Raw genomic sequence first — 24,282 nt, 5'->3', positions numbered from 1 at the left:
CCCACGGTTCAGGATCTGCGGGCGGGTATACCGGGCGACAGCGAGGTGCCGAGTGGTGGGGCAAAGGCCTTTTGGTTACTTTTGGCTGGGCCGGCTTCCGGAACCAAAAGTGACGCGCTGTAAAAGCGCAACCAATAGCAGCCATAACCGCGATAACGGATATGTACACCATCACACCGAAACAGCCCATTACAACTCCACACCCACTCCCGCACTGAACTTCAACGAAGCCCCCCGGGTCAGCTTTACATGCTGACCTAGAGGGCTCGAATCCATGCATATCTCACTGGAACACCAAGCCGCATTGGTCACAGGCGCCAGTTCCGGCCTCGGCGCAGGGGCTGCAAAAGCATTGGCAGCAGCGGGGGCTGCAGTTGTCATCAACTACAACTCCCAGGCCGCACCCGCCGAAAAACTGGCCGATCAGATCATCGCTGCAGGTGGCAGGGCGCTTGCAATCGGGGCCGATGTGTCGAAGGAAGACGAAGTCGAGCACCTGTTCGCCAAAACACTGGAACACTTTGGCCATCTGGACATTCTGGTAGCCAATTCCGGGCTGCAAAAAGATGCCTCCATCGTCGACATGAGCCTCGCTGACTGGAACAAGGTCATCGACGTTAACCTGACTGGACAATTCCTCTGTGCACGTGCCGCGCTGCGTCAGTTCATCCGCCAAGGTATGCGTCCTGACATCTCACGGGCCATGGGCAAGATCATTCACATGAGCTCAGTGCACCAATTGATCCCTTGGGCGGGGCATGCCAATTACGCCGCGTCCAAAGGGGGTGTCGACCTGCTGATGCGCAGCATTGCTCAGGAAATGGGCGAGCAGCGCATCCGCGTCAACAGCATTGCGCCCGGCGCGATCCGTACGGCAATCAACGAAGAGGCCATGGCGGGCGACAAAGAGGCTGAACTCTTGAAGCTGATTCCCTATGGTCGGGTCGGTGATGCCGAGGATGTGGCCAATGCAGTGGTATGGCTGGCCTCGGACTTGTCCGATTACATACACGGCACCACGCTGTTTATTGACGGCGGCATGAGCCTCTATCCGGAGTTTCGAGACAATGGCTGATTTCCCGGAAGAACCGCAAAACCCTATCGAGAACCACGGCATCATCGGCGATATGCGCAGTGCCGCACTGGTGGCGGATACCGGGAGCATTGATTTCTGCTGCTGGCCTGACTTCGACAGCCCGTCAATCTTCAGCGCACTCCTGGACACCAACCAGGCGGGCATTTTCAAGCTCGCGCCGGACTTGCCCAACGCTCGCCGTCAGCAGATTTATCTGCCGGATACCAACGTTTTGCAAACCCGCTGGATCGATGAAGAAGCGGTCATCGAAATCACTGATCTGATGCCGGTTGGCGACAGCGAGGATGATCTGCCGCGGATAGTGCGTCGTGTGCAGGTGCGTTATGGCCGTGCGACGATACGCATGCAGTGCCGGGTGCGACTGGATTACAGCCGTGCAGACACCACCGCCAGGCTGGCCGGTGAAGATGTGTGCTTCGAGGCGAATGGGCAACCGGGCATGCGCCTCTCGGCGAATGTACCGTTGCAGGTGAGCGAGCAGGCCGCGACTGCCGAATTCATCCTCAAAAAAGGTGAGTTCGTGGAGTTCATACTCGGCGGTATCGATGATCCGCAGGTCAACGCCGGGCAATGCCAGCAATATTTTGTCGACACCCTGGCGTTCTGGAAACGCTGGAGCAAACAGTCGGAATATCGCGGTCGCTGGCAGGAGATGGTTAACCGCTCTGCGCTTGCCCTCAAGTTGCTGACCTCACGCAAGCACGGCGGGATTGTCGCCGCGGCGACCTTCGGCCTGCCGGAAACGCCCGGCGGGGAGCGCAACTGGGATTACCGTTACAGCTGGATCCGCGATGCCTCGTTCACGATTTATGCGTTCATGCGCCTGGGTTATACCGAAGAAGCCAACGGCTTCATGCGCTGGGTGCGTGGACGTCTTGGCGACTGTTGCGAAGACTCCAGTCAACTCGGGATCCTCTACAGCCTTGATGGCCGTGAAGAACTGCCCGAAGAGCACCTCGATCACTTTACGGGTTACGGCGGCGCGTTGCCGGTGCGTATCGGCAACGAGGCGTACAAACAGGTCCAGCTGGATATTTACGGCGAGCTGATGGACGCTGTTTACCTGGCGAACAAGTATGGCGAGGCGATTTCCTACGAGGGCTGGCAGCACGCAACCCGGCAAGTGGATTACGTCTGCGAGCATTGGCGTGACAAAGATGTCGGCATCTGGGAAATGCGGGGTGATGACAAGCATTTTCTGCATTCCCGGCTGATGTGCTGGGTCGCGCTGGATCGTGCATTGCGTCTCGCTTTCAAGCGTTCGTTGCCTGCGCCGTTCGACCGCTGGGACAAGGAGCGCCAAGCCATCCACGACGACATCTGGAAGAACTTCTGGAATGAAGATCTGGGGCATTTTGTGCAGCATAAAGGCAGTCGCAACCTCGATGCCTCAATGCTGCTGATGCCTCTGGTGCGTTTTGTCGGTGCCAGTGATCCGCGCTGGCTGGCGACGCTGGACGCCATCGAGGCCACACTGGTTCGCGACGGCATGGTCTATCGCTACCGCAACGATGATGATCATCACGACGGTCTGGCTGGCGAAGAGGGGGCCTTCACCGCCTGTTCGTTCTGGTACGTCGAATGCCTGGCGCGTGCAGGACGGGTCGAGCAAGCCCACCTGGAGTTTGAACAACTGTTGCGCTATGCCAATCCTCTTGGGCTTTACGCTGAAGAGTTTGACAGTTACGGACATCATCTGGGCAACACGCCTCAGGCGCTGAGTCATCTGGCATTGATCAGCGCGGCGAGCTTTCTGGACCGTAAGCTCGATGGTGGGAAAACGTTGTGGCAGCCTTGATCAGGTGATCTGAATGCGGTTTTTGTTGAAGCCGGGCTTGGTCTGGGACTCTATGAAATACCGCATTATTGTTCATCGCGAGCAAGCGCTACTCCTATCAAACAACATGCAAACTACTGGATTGAAATGCATGTTCTGTAGGAGCTGCCGAAGGCTGCGAAGCATTTTTCCTGACACACCGTGATCGCAGCCTCCGGCAGCTCCTACAGGTCCCGTGTTTGCCGACACCAGGGTGACTGTCATCGGGGCAAGCCCAGCCTCCATAGGTAAGGCGCATTCCAATTCAGTAGTTATGTGCTCACCGACTCTGCAACGCATACCCCACCACGGCATTCTCTAGCACGAAGCGTTCGCTGATCATCGCGCAGTAGCTGGTGCGTGTCAGGAACGCGCCCGGGCCGGTGAGGAACACCTTGATGTCGTTCACTTCCTCGCACATTTCCAGTGTCCGCCCCGGTAATGCACCACTGGCCTGAGCCGAGCGCAGAGCGCCCATCGGGGTCCAGTCGGCGATGATCAGCGAGCCTGGCGGCGCGGTCTTTTCATAGACACGCACAAACTGTTCGGCCGAGCGATCAGGCAGATACGGAGCCATAAAGTAGTGAATGTCATCGCGAAACGGCAACGACTCACTGTGTACCGGCAAACGAATAACACCCGCCGCGTACAGCGAGTAAACCAGCAGAATTGCAACCGGTGAGCTGAGCACCGAGAGGTTGAGCAGCGACTGGCCGCTACGACTGGGTGGCAGCAATCGACCAAGGCTGATCACGCCCAGGATGCACAGCAATGCCACTCCCGGCAGAAAGAACGTGAAACGGTCGGTGACGTTGTAAGACACGGCAAAAACAAAATTCAGCGCAGCGGCACACCACAGCAGGCGCAAGCGATTGTCCTTGGGAAACAGAACCAGCCCGAGCACCTGTGGACCTATTAGTGAGAGCAGCAAAATGAAAACCGAATTCTTTTCATGCCACATGTCATCGAAGCGCAGCAGGCTGCCTTCCCAGTTGGGCGTCTCGGCCTGTAGCGATGAACCGGTCAGGTAGCGGTGGGCGATGTCGATGAGGCTCATGCCGGATTGCAGGTCATGGGCAATCGCCGGGAAGGCCACCGAAAACCCCAGAGCGAAGCCCGGAATGGTCAGCAGGGTACGCAGTTTGTTTTCATACAGCAGTTGCAGGTAAAGCGGCAGCAGGACAACGAACGTCAACTGGTGAATCGCAGCGCCCAGTCCAGTCAGCAGGCCGATGATCAGTAGTTTGCCGACCTCACCGAAGCGCGGCTTCTGATCCAGATGGACCTGATACGCCAGCAGCACGAACAGTGAATTCAGGATGTAGACCTCGGCCTTGGTCGAGACCCAGAACACCCCGTGAGCGAGGATCGTTGCAGCCGCTGCAAGCAATGCCTGGCGCTGACTCGTACCGACATTCATCGCCAGCGAGTAGATGATCCACGCCAGCGGCAACAGCAAAATGGAGTTGAGCAAACTCAGCACCAGAGGGCCGAAGAGGTCAAAGACCAGGGTGTTGATGAATTGATACAACGGGTGATCCAGCGGGCCGAGGGACTGGCTGAAGTAATGCCCTTGGGACGCCTCGGCGAGAAATACCCCGTTGTCCATCCATTGAATCGGGCCGCTGGAAGCCATGAAGCTGGTAACGATTGCGGCACAGAGCAAAAGCAAGGCAACTGCATTTGACGAATGACGGTGACTTCCCTGGACCATCGCGTGACTCCTGTACGGTGAATTAATCCGTTGCTGATTGTTCAATCACGGTTCGATCCTGCGCGTCTTCGCCCTTGAGCTGCAGCAGCATCACGGCACCAATCGCCACGGCAAACCACAGGGTCGCGAGGCGGATCAGCACCGTGGCGGCAATCGCGTCGGCGCTGGACATGCCTTTCCATACCAGCAGGCCGACCATCACCGCTTCGGCACCACCCAGCCCACCCGGCATGAAGCTGATTGCCCCGGCCAGCATCGCCAACGCATACACGAACACGGCAAAGGTCAGCTCGATGTCGGCACCCATCCAGTTCAGGATCCAGTGGAACGCCAAGGCTTCAGCGCTCCAGGCGATAACGCTGAGCGAGGTCACGCCCAATAACAGGCTCAGGCGATGACAGCGCTGGGCTGCCAGCAAGACTTCAAGAAGATGATGAGCCAGGCTCAACAGTTTTCCACCCCCGGCCGGGATTGCCGCTGCGATACGTTCCAGCAGACGCCGTTGCGAAAGCACCAGCAAACCGATGCACACCAGTGCTACACCAACCACGATCATGGGGCGTGACGCCGGGTACAGTGACAGGCCGAACAGGGTCAGCAGAACCACAGCAAACAGGTCTGACAGACGCTCGCTGAAAAACGCCGCGAAACTTTGCGGATACGGCACACCCCAGCGCTTGAGCAACACGCCCCTCAAGGCTTCACCGGCCTTGCCTGGCGTAGTGGTGAGGGCAAAACCCGCCAGATAGATCTTCAGGCTCGGCTGCCATGGCACAGGATGACCGAGCACGTTCAGATACGTCTGCCAGCGCAAGAAACGCAGCCCGTAATTGGCTGCCGACATCGCCAGTGCGATAGCGATGCCGATCAATCCGACTTCACCCACCGCCTTGCTGACTGCCTCCCAGCCGCCCCACAGGGAGAAGCCCAGATAACCCAGCGCAGAACACACGACCGAAAGCACCACGGCACGATAACGCCAGCCCGACAGCAACAGCGTTTCGTTCATAGGTTCAGCCTCTTGAACACTGGCTGTGGAATGGAGCGGATGATCAGCATGATCAACGCCCAGAAACCGGGGGTGTACAAGGTTGGCGCTTTGCGGGCGATGCCGGCGACGATACGTTCCGCCACTTGCTGGGGCTGTGCCAACAGCGCTGCCGGGAGCGATAGCCCTTGAGTCATGGGCGTGTCGACGAAGCCGGGCTTGATCGTCAGGACATGCACGCCGACCTTGAAAAGCCGTGCCTGCAAGCCTTCGCTGAAGGTCGAAACCGCTGCCTTGGCTGAGCCATACAGATAGTTGGACGGCCTGCCGCGGTCCCCCGCGACTGAAGAAATGACGGCCAGACTGCCACATCGTTGGGTTTCGAACTGATTGGCCAACAGGGTCAACAAGGCGATAACCGAGGTGCCGTTGTTGGCAAACTCCTGCAAGGCGACGCTCACGTTCTGCTCGCAGACCTTCTGGTCGGGCAGGGTGCCATGGGCAATCAGTGCAACGTCGATCTGCCCGAGTGCCAGCAGGCAACTCTCCAGCATGGCCGGGTGGGAGGCAATGTCCGTAGCGTCCATTTCGTGCAGGGTAATGGCTTTGGCGCCACGGCCCTTGAGATCCGCCGCTGTCTGTTCAAGCTTGTCGGCATTTCGCGCCACCAGGAAAAAGTCGCTGCCTTCATTGGCCCACAATCGGGCACAGGCAGTGGCAATGGCCGAGGTCGCGCCGATGATTAACACTCGTTTCATAAGGTGCCTCGTTTCATAAAATCACTCGTTGCCAGAAGCGGGACATCAGGGAGGGATCGCGCAGTGCTTCGAGGCGTTCCCAGGCGGGATACGCCTGACGGAAGTCGCTGCCGCTCATGTGCGCGTCCTTGGCTGGATACAGGCGACCGCCCGCGGCCCGGACGATCGCATCCAGACGTGGGAACAGGACGTGTCGCAAATCGCTGCTGTTGGGGAAATCCAGCGCCAGCGAGGTGCCGGGCAGGGGAAACGACAGCAGCCCGGGCGAGACGATATCGCCGCAGCGCTTGAGCACTGCCAGGAATGAACCCTGGCCGGATTCGGCGATAACCCCAAGCAGCTCAGCCATCGCCACTTCGGCGTTCGCATTGGGAATCACGCACTGGTATTGCTGAAACCCTTGGCGGCCGTAGATGCGGTTCCAGTGCAGGATGCGATCCAGCGGATAGAAGAACGGCGCGTAGGCGCTGCGTCGGGCTGTGCGCTTGCCCGGATGCGCGCGCCAGTACAGCGAGTTGAACGCGCGCAACGACAGGTTGTTGATCAGTGAGACGGGCGGCGTGACCGGCATTTTCAGGCGACTGCTGCGCTCGACTTCAAGGGAGCCATAGCGGGCATGGTCACCGACGATGAACACGCCGCGCCCGGTATCGGCACCTTTGGCCAGGCAATCGACCCAGGCCACGCTGTACTCATGTTGATGGTCGAGTTCGGCGGACAGGCTGAAAAACTCTGCAAGATTGGCGAAGCGCACCACGGAGCTGTCGATCTGGCTGGAGCGTACCGGCATCAGTTGCAAATCGGCCCAATTGATAACGCCGGTCAGGCCCAGACCGCCAATACTGGCGGTGAACAGTCTGGTGTTTTCCATCGGCGAACAGATCCGCGCTGTTTCGCCGTGACGCAGCAGGCCGAAACGCAAAACATGATTACCGAACGTGCCTCGCAGATGATGGTTTTTGCCATGCACGTCATTGGCAATGGCACCACCGACGGTTGCGAACTGGGTGCCTGGGGTTACCGGTAAAAACCAGCCGCGAGGGATCGCCGCGGCCAGAATTTCCGCGAGGGTCACGCCGGCTTCCACGCGGATGGTTCCGGTGCTCCAGTCCGCCCGGATAAAGCGGTCCAGCGCTCGCATGTGCAGGACCTGATCACTGGCGGCCAGGCAACTGTCGCCATAGCTGCGGCCGTTGCCGTAGGGCAGGCTGGTCTGATGCTGGTCGATGACGTTGTGCAGGTGATCTGTCAGGCCGTCTATCCATGGACAGGTATGTCCGTGTTGCGCGGTGCGGGGGTATCTGCCCCAGGAATACAAGGGTTCAGTCATGCTGCAATCCAGAAAACCAGAACGAAGAGGGCACCGATCACCTGGCTCATGCGGTCGCGAATCGCGAACACCACCGGGTCATCGTTCATCAGGCCGCGATGGGTGAGCATCCACACACGGGTGATCCAGAAAAGCAGCAGCGGGCAGGTCAGCCAGATCACATGAGGATGGCCGTACATCGCCACCGTCGAGCCTTCATGGATGTACAGCGCCAGGACCATCACCGCCAGGTGTCCGGATGAGGCGCCGAGCGCTGCGATCATGTCCAGGTCGCCGGGGTAGTAACCGCGGCCACGCGCCTTGTCCATGAGGTCCTTGGCCCGGGCTTCACGCAGTTCGGCGTAGCGTTTGACCAGCGCCAGGCTGAGGAACATGAACATTGAGAAAGCCAGAATCCAGAAGGTCAGGGGCAAACTGAATGCGGCCGCACCTGCCAGAATCCGGGCGGTGTAGAGCATCGCCAGGACGATCACGTCCAGCACCATCTGGCGTTTCAGGCTTAATGAATACGCCAGGGTCAGCCCGTAATAGGCCGCCAGGACGGCAGAGAATTGCCAGGGCAACAGCAAGGCGGCCCCCCCGAATGCTGCGATCAATAACAGCGGGACGACCATCAGCCCGGCTTTGATCGACAGCTTGCCGCTGGCGAAAGGGCGCTTGCATTTGGTCTTATGATGGCGGTCGTCAGCAAGATCGAGCAGGTCGTTAAGGACGTACACACTGGAAGCGCACAAGCCAAAGAACAGGAAGGCCAATACACCATTAAGCAAAAGGTCTGCTCTGCCAAATTGATGTGCTGCGAGCAACGGTACGAAGATCAGCGCGTTCTTCATCCACTGGTGCATACGCAAAGCTTTACGCCAGTCGCGCAGGCTTGCTGTATTGGAGTGAATGACGTTTTTTACGTTGCCTTGCGCCTTGGCTTTTTTCTCCACTCCGGACAGTGGATTGACGACTATCGCCTCGCGGGCAGCGTCCCAGATGGGCAGATCGTCCATGGAGTTGCCAAGGTAATCGAAGCCGTTCTGTCCGTAATGACCCACCAGCAGATCACGCTTCTTGTGCGCAGACAGGTTGCGGTCGGCATTGGACGCCACCACCAGGTCGAAGAGTTGCAAGTGTTCGGCGATGCGTTTGGCCAGGCTGTCATGACTGGCGGTGGCCAGCACGATCATCCGTCCGTTCGCCCGCTCGGCCTCAATCAGTTCGATCACTTGCGGGTCATACGGCAATACCGTGACGTCAATCTGTGTATTGAGCGCCAGACCTTCTTTAAGGGCCGCTTTGCCTTTCAATAACCATCCAAACAGTTTGAATATTTTCAGCGGATGACTCCGAATGAAGGTCATTGCTGTTTCCATCAACAAGTCGGATCGCAATAAGGTGCCGTCGAGATCGACAACTAACGGGGTGAAAATCTGGGGAGTAGTGAGTTGAACTCTTCCCTGAATTCTGGCCATGTCTGTGCACTCCTGCCGGGGTTGAGCGCACTATGAAACGGAATATTCATTTCGCCACCTCAATAAAATTAAACAGCCCTTGGTATATCGTCATGGCGCTGGCGTCAGAAAGTTTCCCGGGCCTGCAAGCCTTGATAAACAAGGCGGGTGTTTCATTAAACTTACAGCTGAACCGATGTTTCCAATCGGAACGGATGCCTCAATCCTGATACCTTTTTACCGTTTTTACAGGGCCTGGCCCATGTCTCCATTTCCATGACACCGCGCTGCTCGCGGAAAACACTGGATCTGTAGGAGCTGCCGAAGGCTGCGATCGCGGCGTGTCAGGTTGTACGCTTCGCAGCCTTCGGCAGCTCCTACAGAAGATGCATTTCAGCTTGAGAGCTTGCATTGTTCGACGGGGACTGCGGAGCCACTGTTTATTCGATAAGGCTGCGAGTCATAATGACCTCGTTTTTTTCAGCCGATGGAACGCAATCATGATGAGCAATCCGCTATTAAGTGCCCTCGTTCCGTTAGTGGCCGACCTGAGTCGCGAGCTACCTGATGAGGAGCGCTATCGGCGATTGTTAAACGCGTTGCGGCAGTTGTTGCCCTGCGATGCCGTGGCGCTGCTCAAACTTGAAGGGGAGGTGCTGGTACCGCTTGCAGTAGAGGGGCTGAGCGCCGACACCCTTGGACGCCGTTTTCGCGTGGATGAACATCCCCGGCTGAAAATACTCCTGGAGAACCCGGGACCCACGCGTTTCTCGATGGACTGTGACTTGCCGGATCCTTATGACGGTCTGGTCGACGGCCATCAGGGACATCTGGAGGTTCATGATTGTCTGGGGTGTCCGCTTTATTTTCAGGACAAGCCTTGGGGGTTGATCACCCTGGACTCCCTGAACCCTTCAAACTTCAATCAGGTTGACCTGGATAACCTTGAGGCGTTTGCCGGACTGGCCGCCGCAACGGTGATGGCCAGTGAGCGCATCAACCAACTGGCACGTGGTTTCGAGGACCAACGCCAATTGGCCGAAGTCTACAAGCGTGCTGCAGGCGGTCGCGGGCCGCGAGAGTTGATTGGGCAGAGTCCGGCCCACAAACGACTGGTTCAGGAGATTCAGTTAGTCGGTAACAGCCCGCTATCGGTACTCATCACGGGAGAAACCGGGGTTGGTAAAGAACTGGTGGCCGAAGCCATTCACCTGAGTTCACCCCGTGCCCACAAACCACTGATCAGCCTCAACTGTGCAGCGCTTCCGGAAATGCTGGTTGAAAGTGAGCTGTTTGGCCATGTCAGAGGGGCTTTCTCAGGAGCCGTCAATGGGCGCTCCGGAAAATTCGAACTGGCCGACGGCGGAACCATTTTCCTTGATGAAGTCGGTGAGCTGCCTTTGCCAGTGCAGTCCAAGCTGCTGCGTGTCTTGCAAAGCGGTCAACTCCAGCGCGTCGGTTCTGACCAGGAGCATCAGGTGGACGTACGGATCATTGCCGCCACCAATCGCGATCTTGCCGAAGAGGTCCGGTCCGGTCGCTTTCGTGCCGACCTGTACCACCGGCTGAGCGTTTATCCGCTGCTGGTTCCGCCGCTGCGCCAGCGTGGCCGGGATGTATTACTGCTGGCGGGGTATTTCCTGGAAGAAAACCGTGCGCGCATGGGCTTGCGCAGCTTGCGACTCAACAATGAGGCGCAGAAATTATTGCTGGGGCATACGTGGCCGGGGAATGTTCGCGAGCTGGAACACCTGATCAGTCGGGCAGTGCTCAAGTCCCTTTCGTTGAGCCCCGAGCGTCCACGTATTCTTACTGTTGAAGCGCAAGCTCTAGGTCTGGAAGAAGAGGCTGTTAGTGTGAGCACAAAACTACAAGAAAGACTGCACTTGCCCTCGGGTTCAGATATGGAACATGGGGGTTCATTGAAGGCGGCAGTGGATGCTTATCAAAAACAATTAATTGAACAGGCATTATTTTGCCATCATGGCAAGTGGGTGGAAGTGGCCAGGGAACTGGGCGTAGATCGCGCTAATTTGAATCGACTCGCCAAACGCCTGGGTATTCGATAAGCATCTTTTTTTCGTTAAATCAAGCGTATGAAGATATAAGGCAGCGTGCCACATGGCGATCGATTGCTTGGTCGCGTTTTGTGAAAAAAGAGTGAATTTTTTGCAAAGCCGGGAGGTCATCTATTGCACTAAGCAAACCAAAAGGAGGCGCTGCCTGGATGTCACAGTACAAACACTACAGAATCGATTATTTGTTAAACGGCGCGTTCAAGTCTTTCTACATCAGTGCAGAGCACATGGATAATTCCGAAGCATGGCATCATGCCAGTGTCGATGCAGGTATCGCCCGTATTCCGAAATATCGAACAGAGAAAGTCCCCCGCGTTTCCAAGCCTTACGCGGAACACTTCGGTATAACCAACGTGGAGTGGTTGCAAAGTTGATGAAAATGGCCGACGTTCCCCGGTGGGGGCGCCGGCCTGTTGCACCTGCAACGGGGGCGACGCGCCGCGATCAATTGCGGGGCTTTATACGGTGAAAATCACCTTTCTCTGGCAGTAACTCAGTCCCTGGTTCAAAGCCCGCATCCGGATCGGTTTCGTCGATCACGGGAGCCGGTAATGTTTCGGGATACTGTACGTCCGTTAATTCGACATCGGGACTTTCCGGGCGGGAACCGACCATGGCATACCTCCTCTTTGTTAGTTGGCCAGGCATGTTTCTATTGAAGCAGCCTGGCACGACGTGTTCGGGTGAGGCGATGATCGGACGTGCAACGACGCCGTTATGTATCAGCGGTGCGCAATATTTTCCAGCGCCAGATTACGGGTTCGCGGCCCGAATCTACCGATGGTAATCATCACGATCAACATGCTGCTGACAATGAATGCCAGAACGCCCGGGGTGCCGAAGTGATCAAGGAAGAAGCCGATCAACAGGCTGCTGAACACGGTCGACAAGCGACTGAATGAATAGCAGAACCCCACCGCGCGGGCGCGGATGTTGGTCGGGAACAATTCGCCCTGATAGGAGTGGTAACTGAAACTCAGCCATGCGTTGCAGAAGGTGATCATTACACCGCAGAACACCAGACCTGTTGCCGAAGACTGGAAGGCGAACAGGGTGCCGAAGATCATCGAGCCCAGCGCTGATCCGACGATCTGCCATTTGTTTTCGAAACGGTTGGCGAACTTCACGAACAGCAACGGGCCCAGTGGGTAGGCGAGGGTGATGATAAATGCGTAACCCAGACTATGGGTGACGCTGACACCCTGACCGGACAATAACGCTGGCAGCCAATTGCCGAAGCCGAAGAAGCCGATTGCCTGGAAGACATGGAACACGATCAGCATCAAAGCCCGGCGGCGGTAAGGCGGTTGCCAGATGTCAGCGAAACGCCCTTTGCCTGAGACCGCGACAACTTCCGGTTCGGGGGCGTCCAGTGGTTTGCCATGATCGCGCTGACAGCGTGCTTCGATGTCATCCATGATGCGTTCTGCTTCCTCGAAACGCCCATGTTGAGCGAGCCAGCGCGGTGATTCAGGCAGACGTGAACGCAACCACCAGATGAACAGCGCGAACACCGCGCTGGCCAATACCACCCAGCGCCAGCCGGAAATACCGAAGGGAGCTTGTGGCACCAGCCACCAGGACATCAGCGCAACGGCGGGTACCGACAGGAACTGAATAAAGAAGGCAAAAGCAAAGGCCGAACTGCGCATGCGTTTGGGCACCAACTCTGCCAGGTAAGCATCAATGGTCACCAGTTCTATGCCCAGACCGATCCCCACCAGAAAACGCATGCAGATAATGCCCAGCGCATCAGTCTGAATGCCCATCAACACCGTGGCGATGGTGTACCAGATCAACGCGAAGGTAAAAATCGCCCTTCGGCCAAAACGGTCGGCAATCGGGCTGAGCAGGCTGGCACCCAGAAACAGACCGAGAAAGGTCGCCGAGGCGAAGGCAGCCTGATCGGAAAAACCGAACACGCCCTGGGCACCTGTCGCAAAGATGCCATCGCGCAGCAGGCCGGGGCTGATGTAGGCGGTCTGAAACAGATCATAAAGCTCGAAAAAGCCACCGATGGAGAGCAGTGCTACCAGTTTCCAGACTGTAGCAACGGCGGGCAGGCGATCAATTCGCGCAGAAATATGTGCAGCGCGGACCGGGTCGGATCCGTCAACGGCGATCTCGTCCGCCTGACTGCTGGCGGTAGAAGGGGTGGACATACGCAGGCTTCCATTATTGTTGATGACATATGGTAGCGCTTTTACAATTGGTAATGATTGTTAGCTCTGGACGTTGCGAGTCCTTTATTGATTGATTATTGCTTTTAAATTCCTATATTTAGCTTTTTCTGCTGAATAAGCCGAGTCTTTCGCAGATCCTTGTAGGAGCTGCCGAAGGCTGCGATTCGGTTCCTCTGCTGCACCGCGATCGCAGCCTTCGGCAGCTCCTACAGGAAATGTGGAAGACGTGGGACCGACTGGAGGGATGCTATCCGACTGTATCAAGATGTGTATTGAATCTTTAAGATTGGCCTTCCGCTCCGTTGCCAGTCTGGTTCCTGTGAAATTCAAACTGCCCACCACCGCTACCGCTCCCTTTTGTCCATCGGCTGTTACCGACAGCGTTGCCATCCCGGCCAGTGCCTCGCTGGCGCGCAAGATGTTGTTGTTCGTCGGCCCGGGTTTGCTGGTCTCCATTGGGTATATGGATCCCGGTAATTGGGCCACCGCCATCGAAGCTGGCTCGCGCTTTGGCTATGCGCTGCTGTTCGTCGTGGTGCTCGCCAGTTTGTCCGGTATGGTCCTGCAAAACCTCTGTTCACGACTGGGTATCGCCACGGGGCGCGACCTGGCGCAACTGTCTGCGTCGCGGTACAGCCCCGGTGTCGCCAAAGGACAGTGGCTGCTGGCGGAATTATCGATCCTCGCTACCGATCTGGCTGAAGTGCTGGGCGCGGCGTTGGCATTTCATCTGTTGTTGGGCGTTTCCATCACGACCGGCGTAGTGCTGACAGCGTTCGACACGTTGATCGTGCTGGCCTTGCAAGGCGCCAACTTTCGCCGTCTCGAAGCAATCGTGCTGGGATTGATCGCCACGATTGGCGCCTGCTTCACCGTGGAACTGGTACTGATCAAACCGTTCTGGCCGGACGTTGCGGCGGGCTTGAAGCCCAGTTGGGACGTACTGAGCAGTCAGGAACCGCTGTACCTCGCCATCGGTATTCTCGGCGCGACGGTGATGCCCCATAACCTGTATCTGCACTCCTCGGTGGTGCAGACCCGGGTCAATGGCAGCGACAACGCCAGCAAAGCCAGCGCGATCAAGTTTGCTCGCCTGGACACCATCGCCTCGTTGAGCCTGGCACTGTTGATCAACGCCGCCATCCTCATCCTCGCCGCAGCGGCATTCCACAAGAGCGGACATACCGACGTGGTCGAAATTCAGGATGCCTACCACCTGCTTGATCCGTTGGTGGGTGGCGCTGTCGCGAGCGTCTTGTTCGGCATCGCATTGCTGGCGGCTGGGCAGAGTTCGACGTTCACCGGGACCATCGCCGGGCAAGTCGTGCTTGAGGGCTTTTTACAGGCGAAAATTCCCTGCTGGCAGCGACGCTTGATTACCCGGGCACTGGCCTTGATTCCAGCGCTGATCGGCGTGATCTGGTTGGGCGACGGTGCGGTGGGCAAGATGCTGGTCCTCAGCCAGGTCGTACTCAGCCTGCAGTTACCATTTGCCTTATGGCCCTTGATCCGCTTCACCAGCGATCGGCAATTGATGGGGCCGTTCGTCAATACTCGCCTGGTGAAAATAGCCGCATGGGGACTGTTCGGGTTGATCTCGGCGGCGAACCTGACGTTGATGTGGTTCTGGGTGAGTTGAAGGCTACTCCCGGCGAACTGCCTGACTCAAAGAGGTGTCTGTTGGTTTAGACGGTATGGACGTGGGATCGGCTTTAGCCGGGAGGAGGCCGGAGCAGTCACTACATGTGTGTCGTCTGACAGGCAGCTACCCGGCTAAAGCCGATCCAGCGAGGATTGCACAACCTTGAAGACCTCACCTGATTCTGGCCAGATTTTCGAAACCGATCTCCCCGCGCGTCTTGATCGCCTGCCTTGGGGGCGCTTTCACACGCTGCTGGTGTTTGCCCTGGGAATCACCTGGTTGCTCGATGGCCTGGAAGTCACCTTGGCAGGTTCGGTATCGGGTGCCTTGAAAAGCAGCCCCGCGCTGCAACTATCCAACAGCGATATCGGTCTGGCAGGCGCGGTCTATATCGCCGGTGCAGTCCTGGGCGCTTTGCTGTTTGGCTGGCTGACGGACCGCCTTGGGCGTCGCAAGCTGTTCTTCATCACCTTGTTGCTGTACGTCGGCGCTACCGCAGCGACAGCCTTTTCCTTCAGTCTGGGTAGTTTCCTGTTGTTCCGTTTTCTGACGGGGATGGGCATCGGTGGTGAATACACTGCGATCAATTCGACGATTCAGGAATTTACACCGGCGCGATACCGCGGCTGGGTCGATCTGACCATCAACGGCACGTTCTGGCTGGGAGCCGCGTTGGGCGCCGGTGGTTCGATCGTGTTGCTGGATCCCGCCTGGATAGGCGGCGATCTGGGCTGGCGGCTGTGTTTCGCGATTGGCGCGGCGTTAGGACTGTTGATTCTGTTCATGCGTCTATGGCTGCCGGAAAGCCCGCGCTGGCTGCTGATTCACGGCCAGGCGGCGGAGGCTACACGCATTGTCGAGCAGATCGAAAACCGGCTTCGCGATCAAGGCCATGAACTCCCGCCTCTGACGGGTAAACCCTTGCGGCTGCATGCACGGGATCACACGCCGATCAGCGAGATCTTTCATACCCTGTTTGTCAGCTTTCGCCAGCGAGCACTGGTGGGTATGACGCTGCTCACCGCCCAGGCATTTTTCTACAACGCGATCTTTTTTACCTACGCATTAGTGCTGACTGATTTTTATAACGTGCCCGCTGATCAGGTCGGCTGGTACGTTCTGCCGTTGGCGTTGGGTAATTTCTGCGGCCCGCTGTTGCTGGGACGACTGTTTGACGTAGTAGGCCGCAGAGTCATGATCAGCCTGACTTACGCAGTGTCCGGCGTATTGCTCGCCATCAGCGGGTACCTGTTTCAGCAAGGCATGCTCGATGTGACACAACAAGCCGTAGCCTGGATGGTGATTTTCTTCTTTGCCTCGGCGGCTGCCAGCTCGGCGTATCTGACCGTGGCGGAAACCTTCCCGCTGGAGATTCGGGCCTTGGCGATTGCCGTTTTTTACGCGTTTGGTACCGGCCTCGGGGGGATTATTGGCCCGACACTGTTCGGGGAGCTGATTCAGACTCAAGACCGCAGCAATGTGCTGATCGGTTACTTGATTGGCGCAGCGTTAATGCTGATAGCCGCAGTGGTGCAGGCCGTTTGGGGCGTTGCATCTGAGCGCAAATCGCTGGAGGAGGTCGCCAGACCGTTGTCCCAGGCGCAAGATTGATCAGCAGTCGATGCTTTGGGCCACCGTGCGCAAGTCATCGACGGAGGCTTGCAGTTTGTCGATTTGCGTAATGACGTCCGCGACATCCAGTGGCCGCACGGAGTGCTGCAGATAGAGCAGGTGCCCTGAGAGGTTCAGCGAGACATTCTCGAGATCATTGGCAGTGCGCTGCAGATCACTCTGGATATTTTTCAGATGTTCGATGTTCAAACTTGTATCTCCGGAAGTCAGGGGCCAGTGGCATTGACGTCCAGGTCAAGATGAACCATCGATACTCAGTGATGGCTATTTGACATTTTGCGCAAAAAAAATGTATTTGTCGCGTATTTTTTATTCGTCTTCCGGATCGGACTCGGAATAAGAGTCCAGCAGCGCAGCCAGCGCTAGCGTGCGTTGCAAACCGGACGTGGTTTGCATGATCTGAGCAACGGCTTCAATGGCCGCCGCTTTGGCTGCTTCCCGTTCCGCTTCCGTGTTATTCGGTGTTGCGTCCTGAGCCGCGGCAATGATCGATTCTTCAAAACTGTTCATGGGTTGCGCTCTGCAAGTGAAGGCATCTGACGGCTGGCTTGTATGAGCCGCCTGTCCAATGCGGGCCATTCTGCCTGATTCCTGTCGTCAGAGTCAGTGGCCGCAGTGCAGTGGGTGATTTTATTCAATACGCCGTCAGGTCTGATCCCTACCTTGATCATGTCATTTCAGATCAGGTTAAAGGTATTCAGATGAGTGTGTTGTTATCCATGGCAGCCTTTGCGCTGGCCTCTTCAATTACCCCGGGCCCGGTCAACGTCGTCGCGTTGAGTTCAGGGGCTCGCTACGGTCTTGGCTCGGCGCTGCTGCACGTCACCGGGGCGACACTGGGTTTCACGCTGCTGTTGATCCTGATCGGCTTCGGCCTGCATGAAACCTTGGTGCATCTGCCGTTTCTGACTCTGGCAATCCAGTGGGCCGGGGTCGCCTTTCTGTTGTACATGGCCTGGAAGCTTGCACTGGACGACGGCAGGCTGGACGTGGAACGCGAAGGTGACAAGCCTTCGATGCTGGTGGGGGCGGTCATGCAGTGGCTTAACCCCAAGGCGTGGCTGGCGTGCATCGCTGGAATGGGAGCGTTCGTTGCCAGTGGCGAGACTCGCCTGATCTGGCAGTTCGCGGCGATCTATTTCGTGATCTGCTATCTGTCGCTGGCGTGCTGGGCGTTCGCGGGAACCTTCTTGCGACACTACTTGAAAAGCGCACTGGGCATTCGCGTCTTCAACCGCAGCATGGCGCTGCTTCTTGTAGGGTGCGCGGTCTATCTGTTGGCGTACTAGCCATTACTGCAATCGGTATTGCCCCGGTGTCGCGGCCAGATGTTTCTTGAAGGCCCGCTGAAAATGCGCCTGATCGGCGAACCCCAGTTCTTGCGCGACGTCAGCGATCAGCCTGCCGCCTTTGAGCTGGGTGCGGGCGTGCTGGATGCGCCGGTTGATCAGGTAGGCGTGAGGCGTCATGTGATAGCGCTGTTCGAAGGCGCGGATCAGGTAGGAGCCGGAAAGGCTTGCCGCATTGCACATATCGTCCAGCGTGATGGGCTTTCTGAAGTTGTCGTTGATGTACTGCGCGGCTCGTTCGACCCGTTGCGTCGCCAGTTCCGGGCGTACCGGCGCGGTACCGAGGGTGTGTTGCATCTGGCTGAAGAACGCGACGGTTGTGCATTGCTTGTGCAGCACATCGGCCTGGCTGTCGATCAGGGTTGCATAGAGGTTGTTCAGGCTCGTGAACAGCGCGGGCACTGTGCTGTGGGTTTGCGCAACAGGTTGAAAGTCATGGTTGGGATCAAGGCCCAGTTCGTGTTGCAGGCGGGTCAGCCACTGGGTATCGACATACAGCATCAGATACGACCAATGCTGGTCGGCAATCGGGTTGCAGGCATGAACGTCGCCAGGGTTCATCAGCACCACCGTGCCCGCGCGCACCTGCTGGCTGCTCTTCTCATGCAGATAAGTACTTTGCCCGGCCGTGATTGCACCGATGGAAAACACTTCATGTGAATGCTTGGCGTAACACAACTTGCGCCCATCACCCACCGAACGCGCCTCGATAAAAGGCAACTGATCGTCCCGCCAGAAGTAGGGGGCTTGTGGTTGTTGGCTCATGCTGTGTCAATCCTTTGAGTTGAAAATGGATTTCCTGTAGGAGCTGCCGCAGGCTGCGATTCGATTTCTCTGCTGCACCGCATCGCAGCCTTCGGCAGCTCCTACCGTTCTGATGTTCCCCGGGATGTCGGTCCGCTTCTCAGGATAGCGTTTCCGGAGACTAGCGCATCCTTGCCAACCCTCAAACCTTCAGCAGCAAATCCCGCAACCGGTCCAGTGCCGGGTCTATATCAAGGGTTTCGATGGCACCAAAGCCCAGGTAGATTCCGGGGCGCTCAGGCGTTGACTGGTAATACGGTGTCAGCGAGTAAATGCCCACACCGTGCTGCCGAGCCTGCTGGATAAGTTGCTCAACATCCATCGGGACCCGGCACCAGAGCGCCATGTGGAAACCCGCTGTCGCCGGAATGGCTTCGAACCAGGGTGACAAATCACTCGCGAAGCGCGCCAGGATACGCTCTCGTCGTCCCGCATAAATCCCGTAACAGCGACGGATGTGCTTTTGCAGTAAACCGTCGTCAATGAACTTGGCCAGCGCCCACTGGTTCAGGGTACTGGTGTGCCAGTCGGTCAATTGACGGGCCTTGATGACCGCCGCGTAAATTGCCGTGGGCAGCACGGCGTAGCCTAGACGCAATTCCGGCAGCAGGGTTTTCGAAAAAGTGCCGACGTACGCGACTATTCCGTGAGGATCCATGCTCTGTAGCGAGTCAGTGGGCTGCCCCTCATAGCGGAACTCGCTGTCGTAATCGTCCTCGATGATGATCGCGCCGATGCGCCGCGCTTTCTCCAGTAAGGCCTTGCGGCGCACCAGGCTCATGGGCATGCCCAGCGGCATCTGATGTGATGGCGTGACATAGATAAGCCGTGCATCTTCCGGGATCGCATCAACCTGCATGCCTTGTTCATCCACGGGCACGCCAACCACCGTAGCTCCTTGGGCCGAGAATAATAGACGGGCCGGTCTATAACCTGGATCCTCCATTGCGACGCAGCAGCCAGGCTCGGTCAGCACGCGTGAAATCAGGTCCAGCGCCTGCTGTGCGCCGTTGCACACCACAACGTCGTCCGCTACGCAGCGTACGCCGCGGGCGAAGGCGATATGCCCGGCAATCGCCTTGCGCAAAATCTCCAGCCCCTGCGGCTGGCTATACAAGCCGGGGGCTTTGGCCATCTGTCGCAGGCCGTGTTGAATACAGCGTCGCCATTCTTCGTTGGGGAAGTGACTGCGACTGATCGCGCCGCCAATAAAGTCGCCGCGTTGGGTTTCTTCACGGGTAGGGTGGCGCAGACCCAGATCAAGGCTTTGCCACCTGGCCAGCACCTCAGCGCTGGCCAGATCACAGGCCTCCTGCTTGCGTGACGGCGGCTTCGGCAAGTGATTGACGAAGGTGCCGCTGCCGATCTTGCCGACCAGGAAGTTTTCGTAGGTCAGGCGTGAATAGGTGTCGGAAATAGTTTTGCGGGACAAGCCCAGTTGTGTTGCCAGCAAGCGGCTGGGCGGTAATTGCACACCCGCCGCGAGCCGGCCGCATTCAATACTGTCGCGCAATTGCTCATAGAGCTGGTTCGCCAGATCCTTGCGGCCTTTGATGACAATGTGCAGTTCCATCGTTTGCTCCTGGCCTACCGTCACACGGGTGAGGGCTGCCGATTCTTCCAGTGCATGTTGCGTTCGGCAATCAGGTTTTGCAGCCAGTCCATGAACACCCGGCAGCGCTCCGGCAAATGTCGACGATGGGCGTAGAGCAGGGAGATTTTCATGGGCAGTGGACGATAATCCGGGAGGATTTCGACCAGCTCTCCACTAAGCAAATGTTTACACATGCCCATGCGCGGCGACTGAATGATGCCCAGATTGCCCAGGCAGGCGGCTTCGTATGCCTGGACGTTATTGACGGTCACGCTGCGGGGCACGGTGAGGGTCTGGGTTTTGCCTTGTTCGTGATACTCAAAAAATGCGGTGCTGCTCCCAAACGCTGTCACATAGTGGATCAGCCGGTGTTGCTGCAGATCGGCCAGGGTCTGCGGGACGCCGTGCTCACGGGCGTAACCGGCACCGACACAATTGACCATCGCCAGGTCACCGAGATTGCGCGCGACGAGCGTGGTGTCCGGCAAGTCGCCGACGCGCAGTACACAGTCAAAACCTTCCCTGACAAGATCGACGCGGCGGTCGGTGCTGCTGATCTCCAGGTCGATCCCGGGGTGTTCGCTGAGAAACTCATGCAAGCGCGGCAGCACGATGTTATGGGCCATTGCAGTGGGCATGTCGACCCGCAGACGCCCGCTGAGCATCGCGTCGCTACGGAACAGTCCCTCCAGTTCGTCCATTTGCGCCAGCATGTCTTTACTGCGTTCGTACAACACGGCGCCGTCCGGAGTAGCCTGCACCTTACGCGTGGTGCGTAACAGCAGGCGGGTGCCGAGCAGTTCCTCCAGGGCCCGTACCTGCTCGGACACCGTCGAACGCGGCAAGCCAAGTGCTTCACTGGCCTGAGTAAAACTCGACAACTCGGTAACGCGCACAAACGAGCGCAACAGCTCCAGTTTGTTCATGAGGACACGCCTTTATTGTTCGTCGTGCTCGACCATTGATTTCGGGTTTTTGCCATTTATCTGATATCCCGCGAACAATAGACTTTTCCTCACTCGCTGAACACTTCAACCTGAACTGAGGGCATCACCATGAGCAGAAAAATCGCGATCATCACGGGCGCCAGTCGTGGCTTGGGTAAAAGCACGGCATTGCACCTTGCCGCGCAGGGCGTGGACATTATCGGCACTTACCAAAGCCGCCAGGCCGATGCTCAGGCGGTGGCGGATGAAATCCAGGCCTTGGGTGGCAAGGCAAAGATGCTTCAGCTGGATGTGGGGCAGAGCGACAGCTTTGATGCGTTCGCCGCGCAATTGAAAACGGTCTTGAAAGAAGTCTTCAATGCCGGGCAGTTTGATTTTCTCGTCAATAACGCCGGTGCGGGCATTTACGGCAGCATCGCCCAGACCACCGAAACACAGTTCGACCAACTGGTGAACATGCATTTCAAAGGGCCATTCTTCCTTACTCAGAAGCTTTTACCGCTGATTGCCGACGGCGGGCGAATCATCAATCTGTCCAGTGGGCTGGCGCGTTTCAGCATGGTCGGCTATGCCGCCTACGCCTCAATGAAAGGCGCGGTTGAAGTCTGGACTCGCTATCTGGCGCAGGAGTTGGGGCCTCGTGGAATAAACGTAAACGTGCTCGCGCCGGGCGCCATTGCGACTGATTTCGGGGGCGGCACGGTGCGAGACAATGCAGAGGTGAACAAGATGATTGCTTCCAGCACCGCATTGGGCCGGGTGGGCGAGGCGGACGATATCGGATCGGCGATCAGCATGCTGCTGGGGGATGGCGGCAAGTGGATCAACGGGCAGCGCATAGAAGCGTCGGGTGGGATTTTTCTCTAAGCCAGACGGCAGCTTCCCCTAAACCAAACATGCAAACCCGGTTCTGTAGGAGTGAGCTTGCTCGCGATAGCGTCAGGTCAGGCGATAATTTATCGACAGAAAAAAACTATCGCGAGCAAGCTCACTCCTACAGAGTTCAATGTTGCCGCAAGGCACGGGGGCCTGACCTACAAGTCCAGTGTGTTTACTTCTTCACCGGCACGATTTCAGTGATCTGCCCGTTGGTGAGTTGTACCTGCACATATTTGTCGTGGATCTGCACCCACTGGGATTCTTTGGCCGGTTCTTTCAGGCCGCGTTTGCTCCAGTCTTGGAGACCTTCTTCAGTGCGGCGGAATTTTTCAGGTGCGCGGGAGCCGAGCTCCAGCTCATGCATGTTGTCTTTGGACTTCTCGATGGTCGGCTCTGGGGCATCGGCGGCCTGGACTGACAGGCTGGTCACAGAAACGCAGCCAAGAATTGCCAGACAGGCGACGAGTGATTTGCTCTTCATATACAGCTCCTATGGCTCAGTGCGTAATGCTCTGTTCGTAGCTCTAGGACAACTGTCGAAAAAAATCATTCGGTTTGATTGTGCGGTGATGGCAGTTGGGGTCGTTGATCCGTGAACCAGTGCTCGCCCTGACGATACAGGGCGAGCATCTGTGTCCTTAATTCTTCAGTGTTTCGGCGACGGTGCTGGCCAGCGGCGTAGTCGGGCGGCCGATCAAAGCGCTCAATTGGCCGCTGTCATCGAACAGCGCGCCCTTGGCTGCCGCCGCGTCCGAGTCCGACAGCAGATCAGCAACGAAACCTGGCAGGCCTGCTTGAACCAGTGCCGCTTGAAAATCAGCCTGTGGCAGGTCGGTATAAGGCACGGTTTTGCCTGACTGCTTCGATATTTCTGCGGCAAAGTCGCTCAGCGTATAGAAGTCGTCGCCAGCCAGCTCATAGACGCGACCGTCCTGATCCTCAGTCGAGGTCAATACGGCGACCGCTGCGCCTGCGTAATCGTCGCGCGCGGCTGAGCTGATACGGCCATTAGCCGCACTGCCAAACACTGCGCCATGTTCCAGCGCGGCAGGAATGCCTGCCGTGTAATTCTCTGTGTACCAGCCGTTGCGCAGCAACGCGAAAGGTATGCCGGATGCCTGCAGCGCAGTTTCGGTCTGACGGTGTTCTTCTGCCAGGCCCAGCAATGAGGTGTCGGCATGCAGAACGCTGGTGTAGGCGAGCAGTTTTACGCCGGCACGCTTTGCCGCATCGATGACGGCTTGATGCTGGGCGGTACGCTGACCCACTTCGCTGGATGAAATCAGCAGAATTTTCTCGGCACCTTTGAAGGCGCTGTCCAGTGTTGCGGCTTGAGAGTAGTCGGCGTGACGCACCTGTACGCCCAATGCGGCAAGGTCAGCAGCTTTTTCCGGGCTGCGCACGGCGGCGATGATTTGTCCTGCGGGAACGCTAGCCAGCAGTTTTTCAATAACGAGACGGCCCAACTGACCGGTTGCTCCAGTAATGACGTACATGCTCGGTTCCTTGAAGGTATTTAAGGGAAGCCAGAGCATAAACATGATGCTAACCTTTCGTAAGTACGTACAAAAAGGTAAGTGTTATGGATCAATCAGAACAACACGGCTGCTCTCTGCTTTCCGCAGTGGTGGAGGCGCGGGCGGGGGAATTGATGGCGGCGGAATGCCCGTCACGGCTTATTTTGACCCATGTCTGCAGCCGGTGGGGCGTCTTGGTGCTGGTGGTTCTGCGCAAAGGGATGCATCGTTTCAGTGAGCTGCGCCGCACTATTGGGGGCGTGAGCGAGAAAATGCTTTCGCAGACGTTGCAGAATCTTGAGCATGATGGATTCGTCGAGCGTAAATCGCTGCCCGTCGTGCCGCCGCATGTTGAATACCGCCTGACGCCGCTGGGTGAGGAGGTGGCGCAGCAGGTCGAAAGTTTGGCGAACTGGATCGAGCACAATCTGCCCCGGATCATGCAGGCGCGAGAAGAAGTGGATTCAGCCAGATTGATCTGAGTACTGTTTGATGTGGCAGTAGCTTGTGGGAGCC

At 57.5% G+C, this 24,282-nt stretch carries 23 protein-coding genes; 9 read left to right on the top strand and 14 right to left on the bottom strand.

Annotated features, from left to right (window positions below):
• The first annotated feature begins 274 nt into the window (after positions 1-274).
• Positions 275-1,075: a glucose 1-dehydrogenase gene (locus AUC61_RS23930; protein WP_243248649.1), complete on the top strand. Its 801-nt coding sequence runs from the start codon at positions 275-277 to the stop codon at positions 1,073-1,075.
• A complete protein-coding gene (locus AUC61_RS23925; RefSeq protein WP_243248647.1) occupies positions 1,068-2,894 on the top strand; it encodes a glycoside hydrolase family 15 protein in 1,827 nt (608 codons plus the stop codon). The genes AUC61_RS23930 and AUC61_RS23925 overlap by 8 nt, the downstream gene beginning before the upstream one ends.
• Before the next feature lie 298 nt (positions 2,895-3,192).
• On the opposite strand, the gene AUC61_RS23920 is transcribed toward AUC61_RS23925, so the two are convergent.
• The 5 genes from AUC61_RS23920 to AUC61_RS23900 are packed head-to-tail and all read right to left on the bottom strand — an operon-like array spanning position 3,193 to position 9,162.
• Positions 3,193-4,626, bottom strand: a complete 1,434-nt coding sequence (locus AUC61_RS23920) for a DUF2723 domain-containing protein (protein ID WP_243248645.1) — start codon at positions 4,624-4,626, stop codon at positions 3,193-3,195.
• A gap of 22 nt (positions 4,627-4,648) precedes the next feature.
• A complete protein-coding gene (locus AUC61_RS23915; RefSeq protein WP_243248642.1) occupies positions 4,649-5,635 on the bottom strand; it encodes a lysylphosphatidylglycerol synthase transmembrane domain-containing protein in 987 nt (328 codons plus the stop codon).
• On the bottom strand, positions 5,632-6,372 hold the full coding sequence (locus AUC61_RS23910) for an SDR family oxidoreductase (protein WP_243248641.1): 741 nt from the start codon (positions 6,370-6,372) through the stop codon (positions 5,632-5,634). Before AUC61_RS23910 ends, AUC61_RS23915 begins: the two co-directional genes overlap by 4 nt.
• A 13-nt stretch (positions 6,373-6,385) precedes the next feature.
• Positions 6,386-7,702, bottom strand: a complete 1,317-nt coding sequence (locus tag AUC61_RS23905; RefSeq protein ID WP_243248638.1) for an FAD-binding oxidoreductase — start codon at positions 7,700-7,702, stop codon at positions 6,386-6,388.
• Positions 7,699-9,162 (bottom strand): UbiA family prenyltransferase, encoded by a 1,464-nt coding sequence (locus AUC61_RS23900; RefSeq protein WP_243248636.1) that lies wholly within the window; start codon positions 9,160-9,162, stop codon positions 7,699-7,701. Before AUC61_RS23900 ends, AUC61_RS23905 begins: the two co-directional genes overlap by 4 nt.
• Positions 9,163-9,641: 479 nt before the next feature.
• Here AUC61_RS23900 and norR point away from each other — a divergent pair, with 479 nt between their 5' ends.
• Complete coding sequence (gene norR / locus AUC61_RS23895) at positions 9,642-11,210, top strand: nitric oxide reductase transcriptional regulator NorR (RefSeq protein WP_243248635.1); 1,569 nt, start codon at positions 9,642-9,644, stop codon at positions 11,208-11,210.
• A 158-nt stretch (positions 11,211-11,368) separates the two neighbouring features.
• A complete protein-coding gene (locus AUC61_RS23890; RefSeq protein WP_027900221.1) occupies positions 11,369-11,593 on the top strand; it encodes a DUF6555 family protein in 225 nt (74 codons plus the stop codon).
• A gap of 70 nt (positions 11,594-11,663) precedes the next feature.
• Here the strand turns inward: AUC61_RS23890 and AUC61_RS23885 are convergent, their stop codons facing one another.
• Both AUC61_RS23885 and AUC61_RS23880 read right to left on the bottom strand, forming a co-directional pair.
• Complete coding sequence (locus AUC61_RS23885; RefSeq protein ID WP_243248633.1) at positions 11,664-11,834, bottom strand: hypothetical protein; 171 nt, start codon at positions 11,832-11,834, stop codon at positions 11,664-11,666.
• A 107-nt stretch (positions 11,835-11,941) separates the two neighbouring features.
• Complete coding sequence (locus AUC61_RS23880) at positions 11,942-13,381, bottom strand: MFS transporter (RefSeq protein WP_243248632.1); 1,440 nt, start codon at positions 13,379-13,381, stop codon at positions 11,942-11,944.
• A 352-nt stretch (positions 13,382-13,733) separates the two neighbouring features.
• Here AUC61_RS23880 and AUC61_RS23875 point away from each other — a divergent pair, with 352 nt between their 5' ends.
• Together AUC61_RS23875 and AUC61_RS23870 are read left to right on the top strand one after the other, a co-directional pair.
• Positions 13,734-15,041, top strand: a complete 1,308-nt coding sequence (locus tag AUC61_RS23875) for an Nramp family divalent metal transporter (protein ID WP_243248651.1) — start codon at positions 13,734-13,736, stop codon at positions 15,039-15,041.
• 165 nt (positions 15,042-15,206) lie between these two features.
• Positions 15,207-16,655: an MFS transporter gene (locus AUC61_RS23870; RefSeq protein WP_243248631.1), complete on the top strand. Its 1,449-nt coding sequence runs from the start codon at positions 15,207-15,209 to the stop codon at positions 16,653-16,655.
• On the opposite strand, the gene AUC61_RS23865 is transcribed toward AUC61_RS23870, so the two are convergent.
• Together AUC61_RS23865 and AUC61_RS23860 are read right to left on the bottom strand one after the other, a co-directional pair.
• Positions 16,656-16,865, bottom strand: coding sequence for a hypothetical protein (locus AUC61_RS23865; protein ID WP_243248630.1), 210 nt, complete (start codon positions 16,863-16,865; stop codon positions 16,656-16,658).
• Positions 16,866-16,985: 120 nt separating this feature from the next.
• Positions 16,986-17,186, bottom strand: coding sequence for a hypothetical protein (locus AUC61_RS23860; RefSeq protein ID WP_243248629.1), 201 nt, complete (start codon positions 17,184-17,186; stop codon positions 16,986-16,988).
• A 191-nt stretch (positions 17,187-17,377) separates the two neighbouring features.
• On the opposite strand from AUC61_RS23860, the gene AUC61_RS23855 reads away from it, so the two are divergent.
• Complete coding sequence (locus tag AUC61_RS23855; protein WP_243248628.1) at positions 17,378-17,965, top strand: LysE family translocator; 588 nt, start codon at positions 17,378-17,380, stop codon at positions 17,963-17,965.
• A 3-nt stretch (positions 17,966-17,968) separates the two neighbouring features.
• Here AUC61_RS23855 and AUC61_RS23850 read toward each other — a convergent pair whose 3' ends face one another.
• The 3 genes from AUC61_RS23850 to AUC61_RS23840 form a co-directional block, all read right to left on the bottom strand.
• Positions 17,969-18,790 (bottom strand): AraC family transcriptional regulator, encoded by an 822-nt coding sequence (locus AUC61_RS23850; protein WP_243248627.1) that lies wholly within the window; start codon positions 18,788-18,790, stop codon positions 17,969-17,971.
• Positions 18,791-18,971: 181 nt separating this feature from the next.
• Positions 18,972-20,402 (bottom strand): MocR-like pyridoxine biosynthesis transcription factor PdxR, encoded by a 1,431-nt coding sequence (gene pdxR, locus AUC61_RS23845; RefSeq protein WP_243248626.1) that lies wholly within the window; start codon positions 20,400-20,402, stop codon positions 18,972-18,974.
• Positions 20,403-20,422: 20 nt separating this feature from the next.
• The gene (locus AUC61_RS23840) at positions 20,423-21,349 is read right to left on the bottom strand and encodes a LysR substrate-binding domain-containing protein (RefSeq protein ID WP_243248625.1); all 927 of its coding nucleotides are present in this window, start codon (positions 21,347-21,349) and stop codon (positions 20,423-20,425) included.
• A gap of 129 nt (positions 21,350-21,478) precedes the next feature.
• On the opposite strand from AUC61_RS23840, the gene AUC61_RS23835 reads away from it, so the two are divergent.
• Entirely contained in the window at positions 21,479-22,237 is a 759-nt protein-coding gene (locus tag AUC61_RS23835; RefSeq protein WP_243248624.1) for an SDR family NAD(P)-dependent oxidoreductase, read from the top strand.
• A 184-nt stretch (positions 22,238-22,421) separates the two neighbouring features.
• Here the strand turns inward: AUC61_RS23835 and AUC61_RS23830 are convergent, their stop codons facing one another.
• A complete protein-coding gene (locus tag AUC61_RS23830; RefSeq protein WP_243248623.1) occupies positions 22,422-22,730 on the bottom strand; it encodes an RcnB family protein in 309 nt (102 codons plus the stop codon).
• 157 nt (positions 22,731-22,887) lie between these two features.
• Positions 22,888-23,745, bottom strand: a complete 858-nt coding sequence (locus AUC61_RS23825; protein ID WP_243248622.1) for an SDR family oxidoreductase — start codon at positions 23,743-23,745, stop codon at positions 22,888-22,890.
• 86 nt (positions 23,746-23,831) lie between these two features.
• Here AUC61_RS23825 and AUC61_RS23820 point away from each other — a divergent pair, with 86 nt between their 5' ends.
• Positions 23,832-24,248 carry a winged helix-turn-helix transcriptional regulator gene (locus AUC61_RS23820; RefSeq protein ID WP_243248621.1) on the top strand — a complete coding sequence of 139 codons (417 nt, stop codon included), beginning with the start codon at positions 23,832-23,834 and terminating at the stop codon, positions 24,246-24,248.
• The last annotated feature ends 34 nt before the right edge of the window (positions 24,249-24,282 follow it).

Source organism: Pseudomonas maioricensis (genome assembly GCF_022790535.1).
Lineage (GTDB): Bacteria > Pseudomonadota > Gammaproteobacteria > Pseudomonadales > Pseudomonadaceae > Aquipseudomonas > Aquipseudomonas maioricensis.
The sequence above is the reverse complement of the archived record's forward strand: the minus strand, read 5'-3'. Positions and strand labels throughout refer to the sequence as shown.